Here is a 17,789-nt window from a genome sequence, read left to right as displayed (position 1 = left end):
TGTAAGTTATTTAATTCGCGATCCTCACAATTGTTGAGAAACCGGGTTTTTTTACGAAAAGAGACGTTGTAGACCGCACCCAAGGTAAAAAACCCGGTTTCGGGGCCCCGATGAAGTCCTGACTACCAACTTAAAATGCTTATTTTACAGGACACCATCTGAATAAATCAAACTGCTTTCAATTTTAACATTCGCAATTGACAATCATGCAAACTACCGAAAACAACGTCAAAATTGCCCTCGCGCCGGGGAATTTGCGCCGCGTTCATCATATCGCTTTAAACGTGCGCGATATGACAGCTTCCCGCCACTTCTACGGTACAATTCTCGGGCTGCACGAACTAACAGGTGCAGAAATTCCAGCAACTTTAACAGAAATGGTAGCCGCTGGTAAAGTCGCTAATTTCGTTACCCCAGACGGTACTGTTATTGACTTATTTTGGCAGCCCGACTTGGAACCGCCAAACCCAGACCCGGAGAAAGCTTTTACCCGCGCCAACCACTTAGCCTTCGATATCGAGCCGGATTTGTTCGATCGCGCTCTGGAAGTGCTAAAGTCAAATCAAATTGCGATCGATAGCGGCCCCGTCACTCGCGCTACAGGACGTGGCATTTACTTTTACGATCCTGATGGATTTATCATCGAAATCCGTTGTGATGCCGTTTAAACACTCGCTATCGGGTTCTCCGTAGTCCGCGTGCACCCTACATTTACTCTTTTGAGCGCGGTGATCCGTAAACATCCTATAGCAATCCTAAATCATTTGTAAAAATATGTAGGGGTAGTGCTACCCCTACTCCCCGTGCCTACCCCAGTCAAGGCGGGGCAACCACGGGGGGTTTGCCCCTACAAGAATTACACGAATCATTTAGGAGTGCTATACCTTTAGAGTTGTTTTATTTTCCGTCTTGGCTAATAGGTTGCTTCGGCCAAGTAAACCGAAAAGTTGCTCCCTCACCTTCAGCAGATTCTAGGGAAATACTGCCCCCTTGACCTTCCACAATTTTTTTCACCAGCGACAAACCTATCCCAGTATTTTCAACTTTATCGCGAGCTTCCAAGGTCTGAAAAATCACAAAAACTTTATCGTGATATTGAGGAGCAATCCCCGGCCCGTCATCCTCTACAGAAAACTCGTAAAAATCATCTAACTCTTTAACCGATATTTTTACATGACCAGATTCAGCTCGGTTGTGCTTAATTGCGTTGCTAATTAAATTAGAAAAAACCTGCTGCAACAGCAATCTTTCTGTCACAAAATTTGGCATTCCCGGTTCAACTTTCACCTCAAATCCCGACGGCGGCGCCAACGAATCAATAATTTCTGCTAATAACTTCTCAACTTTTACCATTTCTGAAGGCACTTCAATGCGTCCGACGCGGGAATATTGCAGCAGTCCCTCAATCAAAGCTTCCATCCTGTGAACTCTGCCGCGTAGCAGGTTCATTTGGTGCAGAGTATCCTCTGTCATTGACTCGCTGAGGTCTTCTTCTATCCAACTGCTGAGATTTGCGATCGCCCTGAGCGGCGCTTTCAAATCGTGAGAAACTACATAAGCAAACTGGTCTAATTCTTGATTCCGCTTTTTCAAAACATTCGTCGTTTGAGCCAGATTTTGCGCCGTCAACCTCAATTCTTGAGCGCGCAACCGCAGCGATTCCTCAGCTTGTTTGCGTTCCCTAATATCTTCTACCACACTCATCAGAAATTGAGTGCCATTTTGTTCTCGCAGGAGCGAAACCGTCAAGTTTGCCCACACCAACTCTCCGTCTTTGCGGATGTAGCGCTTTTCCAGAGAGAAATTTTCAATTTCTCCTGCTAACAATTGGCGCAAAAGTTCCAGTTCGCTTGCCAAATCTGCCGGCAAAGTAATATCCTGAAATCTTTTCTCCACCAATTCTTGCCGGCTGTAGCCCAAAATTTCGCAAAGTTTTTGATTGACTAACAGAAACTTGCCTTCCACAGTCGCTTGAACCATGCCGACTGCCGCCTGCTCAAAAGTAGCGCGAAACCGCTGCGCGCTTTGGGCTAAAGCAATTTCTGAGCGTTTGCGATCGCTAATATCGTTGCTGATTTCCAAAATAGCAACCGGTTGATCTTGATCGTCGTACTGCAAAGTCCACCGGCTGGCCACCGTTATTTTGGTGCCGTCTTTCTTGGTTCGCACCAGTTCTCCTTGCCAAGAACCCTTCTCGAAAAATACTTTTTGAATTACCTCAAAAGGTTGGGCCCATTCTGTTTGTAGAAGCTGGTGAATATTTTTTCCCATTGCTTGCGACTTCCGCCACCCGTAGAGCCACTTTGCCCCCAAATTCCAATAAGAAATTGCCCCATTCAAGTCTAGTACCGCGATCGTATCGTTGGCCAAATCCAGCATTTGCGCTTGCTTTCGCAGAGTTTCCTCGGCTTTTTTCCGTCCTCTGGCATCGCGGCAAATCGCAATAAACAAGTGTTGATTTGCCAGACGCATTTCGCTGACAGACAACTCCATCGGAAACTTCGTTCCGTCGTGTCGCATTCCAACTGTTTCTTGCTGGTAAGTCTTCAGCGTAGTATCGGGATGTAACACAAAATATTCGATCGAATAATCCCCCACACTGCTGTGCGGCAGCGGTTGAGCGATCAGCCGCCGCAGGTTAGATCCCCTTATTCTATCGGCTTTCTGACCAAAAATGTTTTCTGCTGCCCTATTAAAAGACTCAATATTTCCCTGTGCATCCAAAGTAATAATACCGTCAGCCGCATTGTCTACCACAGCTTGAATGCGACTTTTACTTTCTTCCAAGCCAGCTTCCCGCTTCATCAATTCCTTCTCTAAACTATCAAATAAATACCAGGAAGCCCCTGCACCCAAACAGCCTGAAAGTAAACCCGCAACTTGCACAAAATTAATGAAATCGACCAACTCCCCTAATTGCCGATCTAGACTTTTCTGGTAGGCTTCGCCGGCATTAGCAAACACATTAATTTTTGCGCGCAGGTTCTCCCTCCTCAATTTGCCTTGAGTGAACACCTCAATTATTTCCGGCGACTGCATCCTTATTACCGAACTGTCGAGCTTATTCAAAGTGTTTTGCAAGAAATTTATATGCTGTTCGGTACTTTTTTTAATTTCTTCAAATCGCTGAGCTTGCAGTTTGTTTTCTTGAACCAAAACCTTGAGTTTAGCCAGCAGCGGAGGCAAACTCTTCTTTGCTTCTAAGTAGGGTGATAGAAATTCGCGGCGCTTTGTCAACCCATAACCCCTAACGCTCGTTTCCGCATCCACCACCAGGGTGATCATGCGGTTAGTTTCCTGAAGTAATGCCCTATTAGTATCCGATCGCTTTCTTATCTGTATGGCACTATCCCGGAGGCCGGCAATTGCTAGCAGCGAAGCAAACAGAAAAATCAAGGGAATAGCAATGATGACTGTTCCCCGCTGGCGAATTGGTCGGTCTGTCCATACAAAGTGGAGGCAGCGATCGAGCAAATACTTCACGAATATTGAATGAGAAACTTTGCTGCCAGTATATCGCTTTTTGGCAGTTTAGGCTATGGATAAGTTTGTTTTTTTATGGGGCGATCGTGGGGGACTAACCGTGGAAACTAGATTAGACCCCTGCGATAGCTACCTGCTGACACTAACAGCAGATTTTTTGGCACGGTGTTTAAACGGAGGCAAGGAGAAAGAAAGGACTTTTTTCGACACCGAGACAGCAGGCGAAGCAGAAAGGATCGTTTCTGCTTTACCTTCGTTTTCGGCTTCGGCTTCTGCTTTTAAACTAGAGTCTGTTTCGCAAGGGTTCTGAACAGTTGTAACTACAGTAGTCCACCTGCCTGTCGCCGGATCGCGATAACAAGTAAAAGGATTTATTTTTAGCGGTTGACTGCAAGGCTTAATCATGTAGATGCACTCCTTTGATTCTGAGAAATTGTGCATTGCTTTCAGCAGCAGTGCTATCTCGCCAGTAGAAGCAGTATGAAGGCAAAAAGCAGAATTCTGTTTCTGCGTCCAGAGACTTTTGAGAATTCCTGAATTCCTGTTAAATTTTGCCTTCTACGGGTTCCCGACCATAGCATTACTTTTACCAAATTGGCTTTCTGGAAGCAACCCCCCACCCCTTTAATTAGATTGAGGTGGGATTTGTAAATGCAGCGAGGCGCCCGATCGGGCCTGCAGGACAATTTTGAGATAATATAGGTATTCTAAGCTGAAAAAAAATGCTGCTGTGTGATCGAAAACAGAGGTCGATCGCGATCGGTGTCACAATTAAAAAGGGAATGGGTAATTGGTAATGGTTAATTGGTAATGGGGGAAGTGGTAATGGGGAAATTCTTCCATCTTTTGCCATTCGTTAAATCCCTGAAATCCGGTAGATAATTCCTGGCAAAACCCCCGCCCGTTAAATCCCTTAAATCCCCTACATTGCTAGTTGCCCAACTTGCTTCTAACTAATATCAACTTTTGCCTTTAAATGAACAGTAAAAGTAGAGCCAACACCCAACTCACTCTCAACAGTGATATCGCCGCCCATCATCTGGCAAAACAAGCGACTAATGGCCAATCCTAAACCAGTGCCGCCGTACTTGCGAGTAGTTGAAGCGTCCCCTTGAATAAAAGGTTGAAACAAACCCTGCTGCTGTTCTGCCGACATTCCAATCCCCGTATCAGATACCTGCAAATAAACCCAATCGCTGTCACCTGCTGGTTCGCGAGTCGCGCTCAACAGCACGGTTCCACCTTCGCTAAACTTCAGGGCATTCGAGAGCAAATTGAACAGAATTTGCCGGACTTTAGTCAAATCTGCATACATCACTCCCAAATTTTCCGAGCAAGAAACTTGCAATTGATTGTGGTTTTTTTCCACCAAAGGGTGCAAAGTTGCAACGACTTCTTCTATTAAATTACAGAGGTCAAATTTTTCTAAATAAAGCTCCATCCGACCGGCTTCTATCTTAGAAAGGTCGAGAATATCGTTAATTAAAGTCAGCAAGTGTTTGCCGGCGTTATAAATTTTTTGGGTATCGGGAATGATCTCTTCGAGTCCCGATTCCCGTGCTTCTTCTTGTAGCATTTCGCTGTAACCGATAATCGCGTTGAGCGGTGTCCGCAGCTCGTGGCTCATATTGGCTAAAAAAGTGCTTTTAGCTCTCGAAGCTGCTTCAGCTTTGTGTAAGGCTTCTTGCAAGGCTATTTCGGCTCTTTTGCGCTCGGCAATTTCGATGCGGAGCAGTTTATTGGCGGTGGTGAGTTGAGCGGTGCGCTGATCGACGGTCATTTCTAGCTGCGCTTTGGCTTTGGAGAGGGCTTCCTGAGCCCGCTGACGCTCAAATCCTTCGATCGCCAGCGCTACCAAATTTGCCAAAGAATCGGCGAAGGTGCGTTCCTCCAGAGCCCATTGGCGGGGCGCGCCGATATGTTCGAGAGAGAGGATGCCCACGATCTGCCCACCGAGCCTAATTGCTACATTTAATATGGATGAATTGGGCTTGCTGGCATTTGGCAGCACAGCGGAATGTTCGGCTAGCGAAGATGAGTGGGACAAATTTGTTTGTAGAGAGTTTTGAGTCTTTGTCGTAGGTTCTAAACCATTCTCCGATCGCAAATTTTCGCCCGGTGCGTCGCCTTCAACATCTAAAATTGAAAAATTAAAATCGCTTGCCGATATGCACTCCCGGCTCAAATGATTCTCCTGGGTGCGATCGTACAAGTCGAGACAAACTAATTTCAGGTTGGGCATTTTAAACTTAGAATGATTCACCCCCTCGTGCTGCTCTGAGGCAGCGGCCTCTGTATCGAGTGGCTCTGTTTGGTTGTGGGCGAGCACTCTCTCCGTAAAATTTAGCTGGGGATCGTTCGGGTAGCGAGTTCCAAATCTTCCGTGGTTGTAAAGCCAGACGCTGACTTTTTCCACATCCAAAGTGCGGGCTGCAGCCTCGGTAATTTCGCGAATTCCCACATTCAGCGCACCGCTGTTGAGAGTCCTCTGTCTACCTAGCTGCAACAAAGCCAAACTCTGGCGGCGGAGCCGCTTTTCGCTCTCTTGCAGGGTTTGTTCTGCTTCCTTGCGCTGGGTGAGGTCGTACAAGGCGCACAATGCTGTCGGCTCGCCGTTAAACACCAGCGACTGAACCGAGATCATCGCCCAGAAAGCTGTGCCGTCTGATTTTTTGCAGTGGATTTCGTAGTTTTGGAGGTATCCGTCCTTAGCAAGTGCCTCAAGTACCTTTGGGCGATCGGCGGGGTTGAAGTAAAAGTCTGGAGTGCTGCAGCCGATCAATTTTTCTAGGGGTATGTTCAGCAGAGAAGCCAATTGAGCGTTCGCATACAGAATTAAGCCGTCACAGAGGCGAGAAACTAATATCGGCACGGGAGTTGCCGAGGCGATCGCCCGAAACTGCTCTTCGCTTGAACGCAGCGCCAACTGAGCTTTGCTCAGCAAGTGAGCTTCCATCGTATCTGAATGTTCGGTGGTAGTCTCCAGCAAAAGTTCTAGGTCAACCTTTTCGCGCTTCAAGTTTTCAAGTTCCGCACTCAGCCGCTGAACGTCGAAAAGTAGCTGTTCTGTCGATGGTTCTTCCTGCATAGCAATTGAAAATTGGTAATTTTTAGTCGGTTCTGAAGTTTTTTATGGTTTTGTGCTAGTTTAACTATGACTTATTCCGATTAACTTCAGCCACCCTGATCCTGGTTCGCGGACTTAGCCGGGGATTTATCTTTACCTTTTTCCCTATTATTCCAATTCTAATTGCAAGGAAGGCATCAGCCGCCGCAAGTTTTTCAGGGATTTTATCTGCCAGGGGATCTGTTTAGAACCTTTGATGGCGATTTGAATATTTTTTTGCTGACGCACTTTGATCACAAATTTTGAGACAATATTAATTCCAGAACTATTTAAAAATTCTAGCTTTCGCAAGTCTAGAGTCACCGTGTTTGGGCAGGAGTCAGCCACTTCGTTGAGCAGATCGACGATCGGTGCGTATTCTTCCACCTGGCTGAGTCGGAACGAGCCGCTACAGGTGACAGTTTGCGTAGCGCGATCGTACTGGATCGTGTAATCTTTGGTCTGAATCTCCATACTTTTGTCAGTTGCCGATTTTGAGTGGTAAAGGGGCTTTGCCTGCGTGAGCGAGGATTGAGCTTCAGGCTAGCACGATCAAAATTCACCCGTTTGCCGAATGCCGAAGGCCTTTGCGCGTGTAACTTTTATTACATATACTGCCAATTGTACCATTGCCACAGGGCAGTTATGAGTTATTTTATGATTTATCAGTAGTATCCGTTGTGATACCTGTGGGAAAAAATAATGCAACTGTTGACTAGCTCTCAACCCTGGTAGTCATCAGTCATTGCCAATCTAACATTTCCAATCTCAAATCTCAAATTGTATGAGTTGTGGGGGTTGACGAGACCAACTTGGGCTGAAGTGCCGACCTATCAATTCGATTTTTTTTCTCGATTTGGTATTGACAAAATCACCAAAATGTGAGACATATTTCACATCTGACACTGAAGTGAAGGGGAGAATATTTAATGGCAATTTCAGGAATTACAGAAAAGCTTTTGGCGGCTAAAAAAGCTAAGGGAATTAGTTTTGCAGATTTGGAAAAAGTTTTGGGGCGCGACGAAGTTTGGATTGCTGCGGTTATTTACCGTCAAGCTACCGCATCAGCAGATGAAGCCGAGAAAATTATCTCGGCTTTGGGACTAGATAGCGAGACGGCTGCGGTTCTCTGTGAACCTCCGTTAAAAGGTTCTTTGGAGGCCTCGGTTCCGGTTGACCCCCTGATTTATCGTTTCTATGAAATTATGCAGGTTTACGGGATGCCACTCAAAGCAGTGATTCACGAAAAATTTGGTGACGGAATTATGAGCGCGATCGACTTTACTTTGGATGTCGAGAAAGAAGCAGACCCAAAAGGCGATCGAGTGAAATTAATTATGTCGGGAAAATTTTTGGAATACAAAAAATGGTAAGCCCGTGCGGCTTTATTTTCAAGTGAAAATGAAAAATTCAAATTGGCTCCCATGACTCATGACTAATGACTAAAGCCTCAAAAGTGTTAACTTAGAAATAGAGATCGCGAAGCTTGACTGGCTTGGGTGTCCGATCGGGAAACCCTTCTAGGGCACAGCTAAGGTCACTCCCGCGGCAACTTCCCCAGTCGAAACAAGCAACCGCAACCGTAAATTAAGAGGCAAATATGTCAAAATATGACTCCCATCTGAGATGCTCCTTTTGCGGCAAGTCGCAAGAGTACGTCCGCAAGTTAATAGCTGGGCCCGGCGTCTACATTTGCGATGAATGCGTGGAACTGTGCAATGAAATTTTAGAGGAGGAGTTCTTTGACTCCAGTAAAACAATTGGTCAACAGATTCCCCAATCAGAGGTGCGAGAGTCTCAGGGACAAGGAACGCGGCGCCCAGGTCGATCGAACAAATCGAAAATCGTTTTAGCTCAAATTCCGAAACCGACAGAGATTAAGCAGCATTTAGACAACCACGTCATCGGCCAGCATTCAGCAAAAAAAGTCCTTTCTGTAGCAGTTTACAACCACTACAAGCGCTTGAGCGTTGACCAAGCTAAAGATAGCGACAAGTCTTCCCCTGACAGCGATGTAGAACTGCAAAAATCCAACATCCTGCTAGTCGGGCCCACAGGTTGTGGCAAAACTTTGTTAGCGCAAAGTTTGGCGCAAATGCTCGAAGTTCCGTTTGCGGTAGCGGATGCGACGACACTGACAGAAGCTGGATATGTCGGCGACGATGTAGAAAATATCTTGCTGCGGCTATTGCAAATGTCTGATTTTGATGTCGAATCGGCGCAGCGGGGCATTATTTATATTGATGAAATTGACAAGATTGCTCGCAAAAGCGAAAACACTTCGATCACTAGAGATGTATCGGGAGAAGGAGTGCAGCAAGCGCTGCTAAAAATGTTGGAAGGAACAGTGGTTAACGTGCCCCCGCAAGGCGGCCGCAAACATCCTTACCAAGATTTTATTCAAGTTGACACTAGCAAAATTCTATTTATTTGTGGCGGTGCTTTTGTCGGTTTGGAAAAAATAGTTGAACAGCGTTTAGGTAAAAAATCCTTGGGCTTTATTCAGCCAACAGAAAGCGACAGCAACTCAACTTTGCCGGCGAAAGACAAGCGGGCCGCTGATATTTTGCAGCAGGTACAGCCGGACGATTTAGTCAAGTTTGGTTTGATTCCTGAGTTTGTGGGGCGGATACCGGTGGTGACGGTGATTTCGCCGCTGGATGAAGCAGCTTTGATGCAGATATTGACTGAGCCCCGAAATGCGCTGGTGAAGCAGTATCAAAAGCTGTTGAAGATGGACAGTGTGGAATTGGAATTCCAGCCGGAAGCGCTACGGGCGATCGCCCAGGAGGCCTATCGTCGCAAAACTGGCGCGAGAGCTCTCCGCAGCATTTTAGAGGAGTTAATGCTCGATGTCATGTACGAGTTGCCTTCTCGCAAGGATGTGGCTAACTGTATGATTACTCCTGAAATGGTCGAGAAGCGATCGACTGCTGAATTGCTGTGGCATCCCGCATGGCACAAACAGCACGAAACTGCATAATTTGTAATCTGTAGGGTGCTTGTGGCGCACCCTACAAGCTTGGCAAATTTACTTTATGACAGTTAAAAAAATGTCAGTCAATGTAGCTAAAGCCAGTAAAAAATCGAGATTGCCAGTATCCAGTTTGCTGCCGAGGATTGCAATTTACAGCGCGGTTATGGGTGGCATCATGGCATCATTGTACGATTTCAAACTCAATAAACTTTTCATCTCCAGCGATCCGAAATCCTCAGAAGCAAAACAATATATTAATAGCATCAATAGAGCGCAGCAAGCTTACTATGCAGAGTACGGTAAATTTAGCGAGAACATTACCCAACTGGGTCTAGGAATTAAAGAACAAACCGATGACAATAATTACACGCTTGTATCCTCAATGGGGCCGGTGCAAACCTCGTACAATCAACGCCAACCGGCACAATTTGAAAGCGCGATCGCGCTCGCCAAACCTAATGATATGAGTACCGGGAAATCCTACACGGGCGCAGTGTTTGCTTTTAAAGAAAAGGGTAACATAACAACTATTGCTGCAATTTGCGAGAGCGATCGAATTAATGCAAGTTATGCAGAAACTTGGAATCCGCCAACTTTTGACGGCAAAGAAATTCACTGCCAGCCCGGAACAACTATCTTAAGGTAAGACCTTGAAACTATTTTGCGTCACTTTTTGACCGTCTAAGTAAAATTCAAACTTCCAATTTCCCGGCTTATCATCCTTTTTAAAATTGTACCAGCACCAAGTATTTAATCGATCGCCCGTCGTTTTTAAATAAGATTGACTTTGGGCTGCGAATAGTCCTTGAGGGTTGACAACCTTACAATAACTTTTATATTCTCCTTCTGGCAAGTTAACAGCACTTACAGCAAAATAGACTTTTTTCTTTTGCTTCAAAGACCAAACATCTCTAAGTTTCGTTGATTCTAATTCGTCAGTTAACATTACTTGAGTCTTAGGGTTCAAATTTGCTGAGTTGATTACTCGTTTGATATCTACTGCTGTTTGAGGTTCGGGAGATTTCCAAAAAAGCGGAATAAAAATAGCAGAAATTGCTGTTAATACTCCGACTGATATCAATATCGGTTTTAAGTTGTTAGGCTGCTGAACTACTTCGAGGGGAATCAAAGCATTTAAGGCCGCATCTGCGGAAGGATAGCGGTGTTTGAAATTAGGTTCCACCATTTTTTGCAGCCAGTCAAGAAATTCTGGAGTTAGCTGCGTCAAGCGATGTTTAAAATTAATCCGCCCGGTATCGTCCATCAAACTGCCAACTTCGGTAGAATTGATGCCGATTAGCAAGCAAATTAGCGTCGCGCCGAGGCTGTATAAATCGGATGCGACTGTTACCTGGCGGTTGAACATTTGTTCTGGCGGCATAAAGCCCAAAGTGCCTTTAACAACGCTGCTGGCGGCCACTTCTCCCCCCCCGATTCTAGCAAATCCGAAATCGACAAGGCTGACATTCATCCGGTCATTTACTAAGATATTTTCGGGTTTTAAATCTCTGTGGATGACTGGCGGAACCCGATTTTGCAGGTATTTGAGTATTTCTAAAACAGAGATAGCAATTTGCTTGATTTGTTCGGGTTTCCAGCGGTTAGAATTTGCCAAGGAAGGGGCATTTTTGTATTCTTGCACCATGCAGAAACCCGATGCAGTTGGGAAGGAATCTAAATAGCGGGGAATGCTAGGATAGTCGAGTTCTCGCAAAATCTGAATTTCTTGTTCGCAAGCTTGATATTGAGCCCAATTAGCGCCTGTTTGGGCAAATTGAAATTGTTTGACGGCGACGGAACGTTTGGTATTAATTTCGGTAGCGAGATAAGTAACTCTACCGCCAGCGCGATTGTGTCCGAGTTCGCGGGTTATTTGATAGCCGTAGTTGGAAAAGTCAGGAAAAGCATTCATAGGTAAAGAGTTGATAGTTGATAGTTGATAGTGAGTAGTTGAGAGTTGTGATAGTTAATAGCGAGGTTTTTAAGAGTTGGATTTAAAGCGAACTCTCGAAACAATCCGCCAACAACAGGCAGGAATGCAGACTCTTAATGTTTGGTAAGGTTTTTAGTGAGGACTTCAGTCATTGAGGTTGAAAGTCCTTGCTGCGAACAAGTTTTTACGGTTTAATTAAATTTGGTCGGGATTTGCGATAGTGGGCAAGCATTCTTTTTGGTTTAAAAACGATCGAGTCAATTAACGGAATTCCAGTGACGGCTAGAGATGTCATTATCGTTCCTCCTACAGCTAATATTTCTCTGGGTTCAACCCATGCTAATTGAGATTCTAAGTTTGAAAAGTTTAGAAATGCTACTGACAAACTTATACAAAATCCGGCAGTAAGAAAAGCTCTTTTGGTAGCATCTACTTCAAGAATTTGTCTGGCTATCTGCTGGTCAATCAGCTTGTTAAATACCGAATTGACTATCTTGTAAATCAGGGATGCCAGCGTTAGAATCCAGAAGACTATAAAGAAGCTATCAGCATACAATGAAAATGATAAAAGCAGCATAATAACTGCTACTATCGTAACCTTTTTGAGCGTAACATTTGTAATCGTTCCTAGTATTAAGGCTCCCAATAAAGTTACTGCGAGCGAAGCCAGCACTGACCCAGCATACACAAAGCTCATTAATTTATAATCGATCGTACCCTGCGCGATATCAAAAAGAATACTGGTTAATCTGCTGCTAATAACACTATAAAATATCAATCCTATTAACCCTCCACATAAAGCTAAAAACCAATTAAAATCATATTTGTTTAATTTGGCTGCAATGGCGATTTCGGCGACTGAAAATCCTAAGAAGCCACTCGTAACACTGATGGGAAGCATGATAGTAGTAGTCCCAAAATGCCAAAAGAAGCCACCCGGCGAAGAGAGGAAATTAGGAATTTCACTCAAGAAAAGTATCAAAACTATTAACAGCAAACCGTACATACAAGTTGGTGGTAAAATCAAACACCACATAAAAGTCAGCCTGAATACCGACAAAAAATTAGTTTTCTGCGGTACGGGCAGCGGGGCTGTTGTGACTTGCAATTCTATTGTATGAGTTTCTGGTTCAGAATTTGCGCGCAAGATGATTTGGCGGTTGTAAGTTTGACTGGCCAGCAATTTGCTCGTATCGACGGCGATTGTGCACTCGATATTATTGCTTTCAAATGCCTGCGGTTCAAAGGAGATCCAAGAGTGGTCGTAGGGCGTGTGGGGCGGATCGTTCGGATGCGGCGCAACTTCCCATCTTCCTGTTAAAATTGTATCGGGAATTGGGTTGCTAATTGCAATAGTTTGTGTTAAGATTTCTCCATATTCAGTAGCAGTGAATTGAATGCGATCGCGCTCAATTCTCACTTTCGGCAAGCTGCTGACATCCAAAGATTGTAGCGCAGCTAAAGCATCAGCCGCCGACTGATATCTATCTTGAATTCTCGGCGCTACCATCCTTTCCAGCCAATTCATCCAACCTTGCTGCAACGGCGGTACTAAATGCCGGAAATGAATGCCATAATTGGCATCAACTAAATTACCGACATCCGCAGATTTCGTACCAGTTAACAAGCAAATCAGCGTTATCCCCAAGCCGTAAAGATCCGAGGCTTTGGTTAATTCTCGGTTGAACATTTGTTCGGGTGGCATAAATCCCATCGTGCCTTTGACAACGCTGCTGGCGGCAATGTTTCCGCATCCCAAGCGCGCAAAACCGAAGTCTACTAAGTAAACATTTAACTCTTCGTCGATTAACAAGTTTTCCGGTTTGATGTCGCGGTGAATTACGGGCGGTTTCTGGGATTGCAGGTAAGCTATAATTTCTAAAGTTGCGATCGCAATTTGCTTGATATCCGGCGGCGAAAAAGTCCGGGCGACTGCAGATTCGGCATTTTTGTATTCCTGCACCATGCAGAAACCGCTGTCAGTCTGGAAAGAATCGAGATAGCGTGGGATGCCAGGACGATCCAGATTTTGCAAAACTTTAATTTCTTGTTCGTAAGCTTCGTATTCGGCCCAGCTAGCACCTAATTGAGCAAATTGAAATTGCTTAATTACAACGGATTTTTTAGTGTTAATTTTTGTGGCGAGATAGGTGACGCGGCCGCCCAGACTGTTGTATCCGAGTTCGCGACTTATTTGATAGCCATGTTGGGAAAAGTCAGGAAAAGCGTTCATAGGTAATTACTATGGTTGGTAGTAAGGACTTTAGTCCTGAAGCAGTTATCTTATAAGGACTAAAGTCCTTACTACGAACAAAACGATCGCTCCTACAAACATAACTTTTTTGAAAAAAGGCGGCAAGTGCGGTATGATGTGATTTCGCGATCGGTTCTAGCGGGGAGCAGTCGCTAGAGGAAACGGGGAAAGTTCGGTGCAAGTCCGACGCTGTCCCGCAACTGTAATGAAACGCTTGTTGTTTCTAAAGTCAGAATGCCCGCCGATATCTAACTCACTTTTGAACGCATCTGCGAGGTACGGATGATGGATGGAATTAACACGGCTGTACGCACAAAGCACAGTCTACTTGTTTGCACTGCTTGCGCTAGTGTTTGGAAAAACGGCAAGCGCGAAGGAAAAAGTGGCGGTCAACTATTCATGGAAAATTTGTCGCAACTCGCTAAAGATTGGGAGTTTTCTGATAAATTTGAGATTCAAGAAGTTGAGTGCATGAGTGCTTGCAGTCACTCTTGTGCGGTGTGTTTTGCGGCAGTTGGAAAGTACACTTATCTGTTTGGTGATTTACCCGCAAATGAGTCAGAAAGCGTGGAGGCGGTACTCGAATGCGCGGGTCAATACTATGCTAAACCGGACGGTTTGTTGCCTTGGTCTGAGCGTCCTCAAGCTCTGAAAAAAGGTGTTTTAGCAAAGATTCCACCGCTACCAAATTAAGCTCTTTCCTTCCAGGCTTTGCCCATCGCCGATAACTAAGGCGACAAATCCGCCAGGGACTTAAGTCCCTGGCTAATAGCGAAAGTCCTCTAAAGAGGACTGAGAATAAAAATTTTAAACTCATTAGTCCTCTGGAGAGGACTTTCGCTTTGAGGCAGGGGTTTAAACCCCTGCCGGACTGTCGGTTTAACGAGTTTCCTGTCAGCAATTGACTGACCCAAAATTGAAAGATATTCAATCACACTACAACAACAAAATTATCAATGCACAAAATTCCTGTTACTGTCATCACTGGTTTTCTCGGTAGCGGCAAAACTACCTTAATTCGCCACTTATTGCAAAATAATCAAGGTCGCCGCATTGCTGTTCTGGTTAACGAATTTGGCGAAATCGGAATTGACGGAGAACTGCTGCGCGATTGCCAAGTTTGCGACGAAGAAGAAGATGTCAGCAGCAATATTGTTGAACTGACAAATGGTTGTCTTTGCTGCACTGTTCAAGAGGAATTCTTGCCGACTATGCAGGAATTGTTGAAGCGTAGAGAACAAATTGATTGTATCTTAATTGAGACTTCTGGCCTCGCACTTCCTAAACCTTTGATTCAAGCTTTTCGCTGGCCGGAAATTCGCACCGGTGCTACAGTGGACGGTGTGGTTGCTGTTGTCGATTGCGAAGCTATTGCTAGCGGTACTTTTGTCGGTGATATCGATGCTTTGATGGCACAGCGGCAGGCTGATGATAGTTTAGATCACGAAACTCCGATCGAGGAATTGTTTGAAGACCAGTTAGCCTGTGCCGATATGGTACTTTTAACGAAGGTCGATCGCGTAGATGTGGAAACTCACAAGAAAGTCCAAAGCTGGTTGCAGCAAGAGTTACGTCCGAGTGTGAAAATTGTGCCTTGCAAAGGTGGCGAAATTAACCCGGATGTGCTAATGGGATTTAATGCGGCGGTTGAGGATGATTTGGAGTCTCGCCCAAGTCACCACGACACTGAGGAGGAACACGATCACGATGATGATATTAACTCGACTTTCTTTATTGCCGATCGCGAATTTGAACCTGAAGCTTTGGTGAAAAAACTGCAATCCTTGATGCAGCAGGAGGAAATCTATCGGATTAAAGGGTTTGTGGCGGTTCCCAAGAAACCGATGAGGATGGTGTTGCAAGGTGTCGGATCGCGCATAGAATATTTTTACGATCGCCCTTGGCAACCTTCGGAACTCCGGCAAACCAAATTAGTGCTGATCGGTCGGGAACTCAACTCTGCTAAAATACAGTCATTTTTGTAGTTGAATGCGGGCGATCGCTTTTTTTGAGAAAGGGCGATCGATCTGCAATCATTCTGCACTCGATACTGTTTCTAACGTCAAAATGCCGATCGATTTATTAACAACTAGCTGCATCCTATCTAACCATTGCGAACCGATTAAAATCTCCGGGAGTTCCTCTCCAACATGAACCGGAATAACAAACTCTTGACCGTCAATAATTACTCGACCTTCATAGAGGTCAAATAAAGCATCTCCCCGCGCTGTAGCCAGCTTGAATTTAGATTTAACTAACGGCCACTCCAAAGCCTCCATATCTTGAAAATTAATTGCCAGATAGCCTGCGGTAAAACCTGTATCTAGCATTACTTCCACTGGAAAAATCTCGCCATTAGATGCAATCAACTCTATCTCAAAAAACAATTCTCCGTTTTCCCCAAACCAACCTGATATCATATTCTGCCACAGGTTCCTGTTTCATTGAGGCGAAAGGTTGTTAACATCACATTTTTATCGCCATACTGTTCCTTAATTTTTTGGACAATGCCTAACAGTTTGGGGTCAATTAAGTATTCTTCGCTGTCCGGCTCTATCGCAATAAACCAATTGTAATACTCGTCGATCAGTTTCGGGCGAATTCGCTCAAATATTGCTCGACCGCGCAAACCGAGTTCAGTTCTTTCTGCTTTGCGCCTTGCTAATTCTTCGGGTGGTATAGTTTGTTCGGGAGAGATTCTATTCCGCAGCGCTTTTCGCTTTTCTGATAGCTGAGTCATGGTGTTTTTTAGATTAAATGTATAGATTGATTTATGATAGCCCACAAGTATTATTTTGTCTATTTTTCCTACAACCAGCCCTTAAAGTCTCCAGCGAACTATTTATTAACATTTTGTAATATTCTTGCTACTAGCAGCTTGTCTGGTGTACAATAACGATAATGGTTATCATTGTACAATAATCGAGGTCAAGTATGGTGAGTGCTGGGGCGATCGAATCAGTTCCTGTTACCGTTCTCACAGGCTATTTAGGTGCAGGCAAAACTACGCTACTGAACCGCATTTTAACACAGGAACACGGCAAAAAAGTTGCAGTCATCGTCAACGAATTCGGCGAAGTAGGCATCGACAACCAACTGATAATTGATGCCGACGAAGAAATTTTTGAGATGAACAACGGCTGCATTTGCTGTACAGTCCGAGGCGATTTAATTCGGATTATCGGCAACTTAATGAAGCGGCGAGACAAATTCGATCACATAGTCATCGAAACCACAGGTTTAGCCGACCCCGCACCAGTAATTCAAACCTTTTTTGTAGACGAAGATATGCGGGAAAAATTACTGCTAGATGCAGTTGTCACCGTAGTCGATGCCAAGCACATCTGGCAGCACTGGGACGCAGACGAAGCTCAAGAACAAATTGCATTCGCCGATGTAGTTTTGCTCAACAAAACTGATTTAGTGACTGAGGAAGAATTGGCAGAATTAGAAAGGCGAATTCGCGCCATGAATGCAATGGCAAAAATTCACCGCACCCGCAACGCTGAATTAGCAATGGATGCTTTGTTGGGCGTTAAAGCATTTGATTTGAACCGGGCATTAGAAATAGAACCAGACTTTTTGGGCGAACACACTCACGAACACGACGAAACAGTAACTTCCGTAGCAATAGTCGAATCCGGTGCTATTGATGGCAACAAATTTAGCGATTGGATTGAGGAATTGTTGCGAACTCAAGGCCCGAATATCTTTCGGACAAAGGGCATTTTGAATGTCGCCGGAGACAACAAGCGATTTGTTTTTCAAGGAGTACACATGGTGTTCGATGGCCGACCGGATAGACCTTGGAAAACCACCGAAACTCCGAAAAATGAGCTTGTATTCATCGGCCGCAACTTAAACGAAAATCAATTGCGAGAGGATTTTCGGAAATGTCTGGTTTAACTGACGTATTGAAGCATTTTTAATAAGCTTTTTAGGAACAGGCAAGATGCCTGTTCCACAAGAGGAAAATTCATCTTTTGTGGGATGGAACAGGCAAGATGCCTGTTCCACAAGATGAAAATTCATCTTT

15 protein-coding genes and 1 riboswitch are annotated in these 17,789 nt (G+C 44.8%); of the genes, 7 read left to right on the top strand and 8 right to left on the bottom strand.

What is annotated here, in order from left to right; translation table 11 throughout:
• Positions 1-206 precede the first annotated feature (206 nt).
• Complete coding sequence (locus QUA00_RS21975; RefSeq protein WP_333105759.1) at positions 207-668, top strand: VOC family protein; 462 nt, start codon at positions 207-209, stop codon at positions 666-668.
• Positions 669-897: 229 nt separating this feature from the next.
• Here the strand turns inward: QUA00_RS21975 and QUA00_RS21970 are convergent, their stop codons facing one another.
• The 4 genes from QUA00_RS21970 to QUA00_RS21955 all read right to left on the bottom strand — a co-directional run bounded on the left by QUA00_RS21970 (position 898) and on the right by QUA00_RS21955 (position 7,063).
• A complete protein-coding gene (locus QUA00_RS21970; protein WP_333411117.1) occupies positions 898-3,483 on the bottom strand; it encodes a PAS domain S-box protein in 2,586 nt (861 codons plus the stop codon).
• A 129-nt stretch (positions 3,484-3,612) separates the two neighbouring features.
• A complete protein-coding gene (locus tag QUA00_RS21965; protein WP_333143480.1) occupies positions 3,613-3,888 on the bottom strand; it encodes a hypothetical protein in 276 nt (91 codons plus the stop codon).
• A 544-nt stretch (positions 3,889-4,432) separates the two neighbouring features.
• Positions 4,433-6,571, bottom strand: a complete 2,139-nt coding sequence (locus tag QUA00_RS21960) for an ATP-binding protein (protein WP_333411116.1) — start codon at positions 6,569-6,571, stop codon at positions 4,433-4,435.
• A gap of 147 nt (positions 6,572-6,718) precedes the next feature.
• Positions 6,719-7,063: a slr1659 superfamily regulator gene (locus QUA00_RS21955; protein ID WP_333282684.1), complete on the bottom strand. Its 345-nt coding sequence runs from the start codon at positions 7,061-7,063 to the stop codon at positions 6,719-6,721.
• 455 nt (positions 7,064-7,518) lie between these two features.
• Here QUA00_RS21955 and cynS point away from each other — a divergent pair, with 455 nt between their 5' ends.
• The 3 genes from cynS (at position 7,519) to QUA00_RS21940 (ending at position 10,212) form a co-directional block, all read left to right on the top strand.
• Positions 7,519-7,962: a cyanase gene (cynS, locus tag QUA00_RS21950; RefSeq protein ID WP_333411115.1), complete on the top strand. Its 444-nt coding sequence runs from the start codon at positions 7,519-7,521 to the stop codon at positions 7,960-7,962.
• A gap of 227 nt (positions 7,963-8,189) precedes the next feature.
• Positions 8,190-9,572, top strand: a complete 1,383-nt coding sequence (gene clpX, locus QUA00_RS21945; protein ID WP_333037102.1) for an ATP-dependent protease ATP-binding subunit ClpX — start codon at positions 8,190-8,192, stop codon at positions 9,570-9,572.
• A gap of 55 nt (positions 9,573-9,627) precedes the next feature.
• Complete coding sequence (locus tag QUA00_RS21940; RefSeq protein WP_333411114.1) at positions 9,628-10,212, top strand: type IV pilin-like G/H family protein; 585 nt, start codon at positions 9,628-9,630, stop codon at positions 10,210-10,212.
• On the opposite strand, the gene QUA00_RS21935 is transcribed toward QUA00_RS21940, so the two are convergent.
• Together QUA00_RS21935 and QUA00_RS21930 are read right to left on the bottom strand one after the other, a co-directional pair.
• Entirely contained in the window at positions 10,204-11,478 is a 1,275-nt protein-coding gene (locus tag QUA00_RS21935; RefSeq protein ID WP_333411113.1) for a serine/threonine-protein kinase, read from the bottom strand. The two genes, QUA00_RS21940 and QUA00_RS21935, sit on opposite strands and share 9 nt — an antisense overlap.
• Before the next feature lie 205 nt (positions 11,479-11,683).
• Entirely contained in the window at positions 11,684-13,732 is a 2,049-nt protein-coding gene (locus QUA00_RS21930) for a serine/threonine-protein kinase (RefSeq protein ID WP_333411112.1), read from the bottom strand.
• 134 nt (positions 13,733-13,866) lie between these two features.
• Positions 13,867-14,013: riboswitch (cobalamin riboswitch) on the top strand.
• Between the two features lie 25 nt (positions 14,014-14,038).
• On the opposite strand from QUA00_RS21930, the gene QUA00_RS21925 reads away from it, so the two are divergent.
• The gene (locus QUA00_RS21925) at positions 14,039-14,446 is read left to right on the top strand and encodes a DUF1636 domain-containing protein (protein ID WP_333411111.1); all 408 of its coding nucleotides are present in this window, start codon (positions 14,039-14,041) and stop codon (positions 14,444-14,446) included.
• A 263-nt stretch (positions 14,447-14,709) separates the two neighbouring features.
• Entirely contained in the window at positions 14,710-15,738 is a 1,029-nt protein-coding gene (cobW, locus tag QUA00_RS21920) for a cobalamin biosynthesis protein CobW (protein ID WP_333411110.1), read from the top strand.
• A 48-nt stretch (positions 15,739-15,786) separates the two neighbouring features.
• Here cobW and QUA00_RS21915 read toward each other — a convergent pair whose 3' ends face one another.
• Together QUA00_RS21915 and QUA00_RS21910 are read right to left on the bottom strand one after the other, a co-directional pair.
• Positions 15,787-16,173, bottom strand: a complete 387-nt coding sequence (locus QUA00_RS21915; RefSeq protein ID WP_333143491.1) for an aspartyl protease — start codon at positions 16,171-16,173, stop codon at positions 15,787-15,789.
• Complete coding sequence (locus tag QUA00_RS21910; RefSeq protein WP_333107053.1) at positions 16,170-16,493, bottom strand: hypothetical protein; 324 nt, start codon at positions 16,491-16,493, stop codon at positions 16,170-16,172. The genes QUA00_RS21915 and QUA00_RS21910 overlap by 4 nt, the downstream gene beginning before the upstream one ends.
• Before the next feature lie 194 nt (positions 16,494-16,687).
• Here QUA00_RS21910 and QUA00_RS21905 point away from each other — a divergent pair, with 194 nt between their 5' ends.
• Complete coding sequence (locus tag QUA00_RS21905) at positions 16,688-17,659, top strand: GTP-binding protein (protein ID WP_333411109.1); 972 nt, start codon at positions 16,688-16,690, stop codon at positions 17,657-17,659.
• The last annotated feature ends 130 nt before the right edge of the window (positions 17,660-17,789 follow it).

The sequence above is a fragment of the Microcoleus sp. T2B6 genome (assembly GCF_036700475.1).
GTDB lineage: Bacteria > Cyanobacteriota > Cyanobacteriia > Cyanobacteriales > Microcoleaceae > Microcoleus.
Note: the sequence above shows the minus strand (reverse complement) of the source record. Positions and strands in the feature narration are given on the sequence as shown.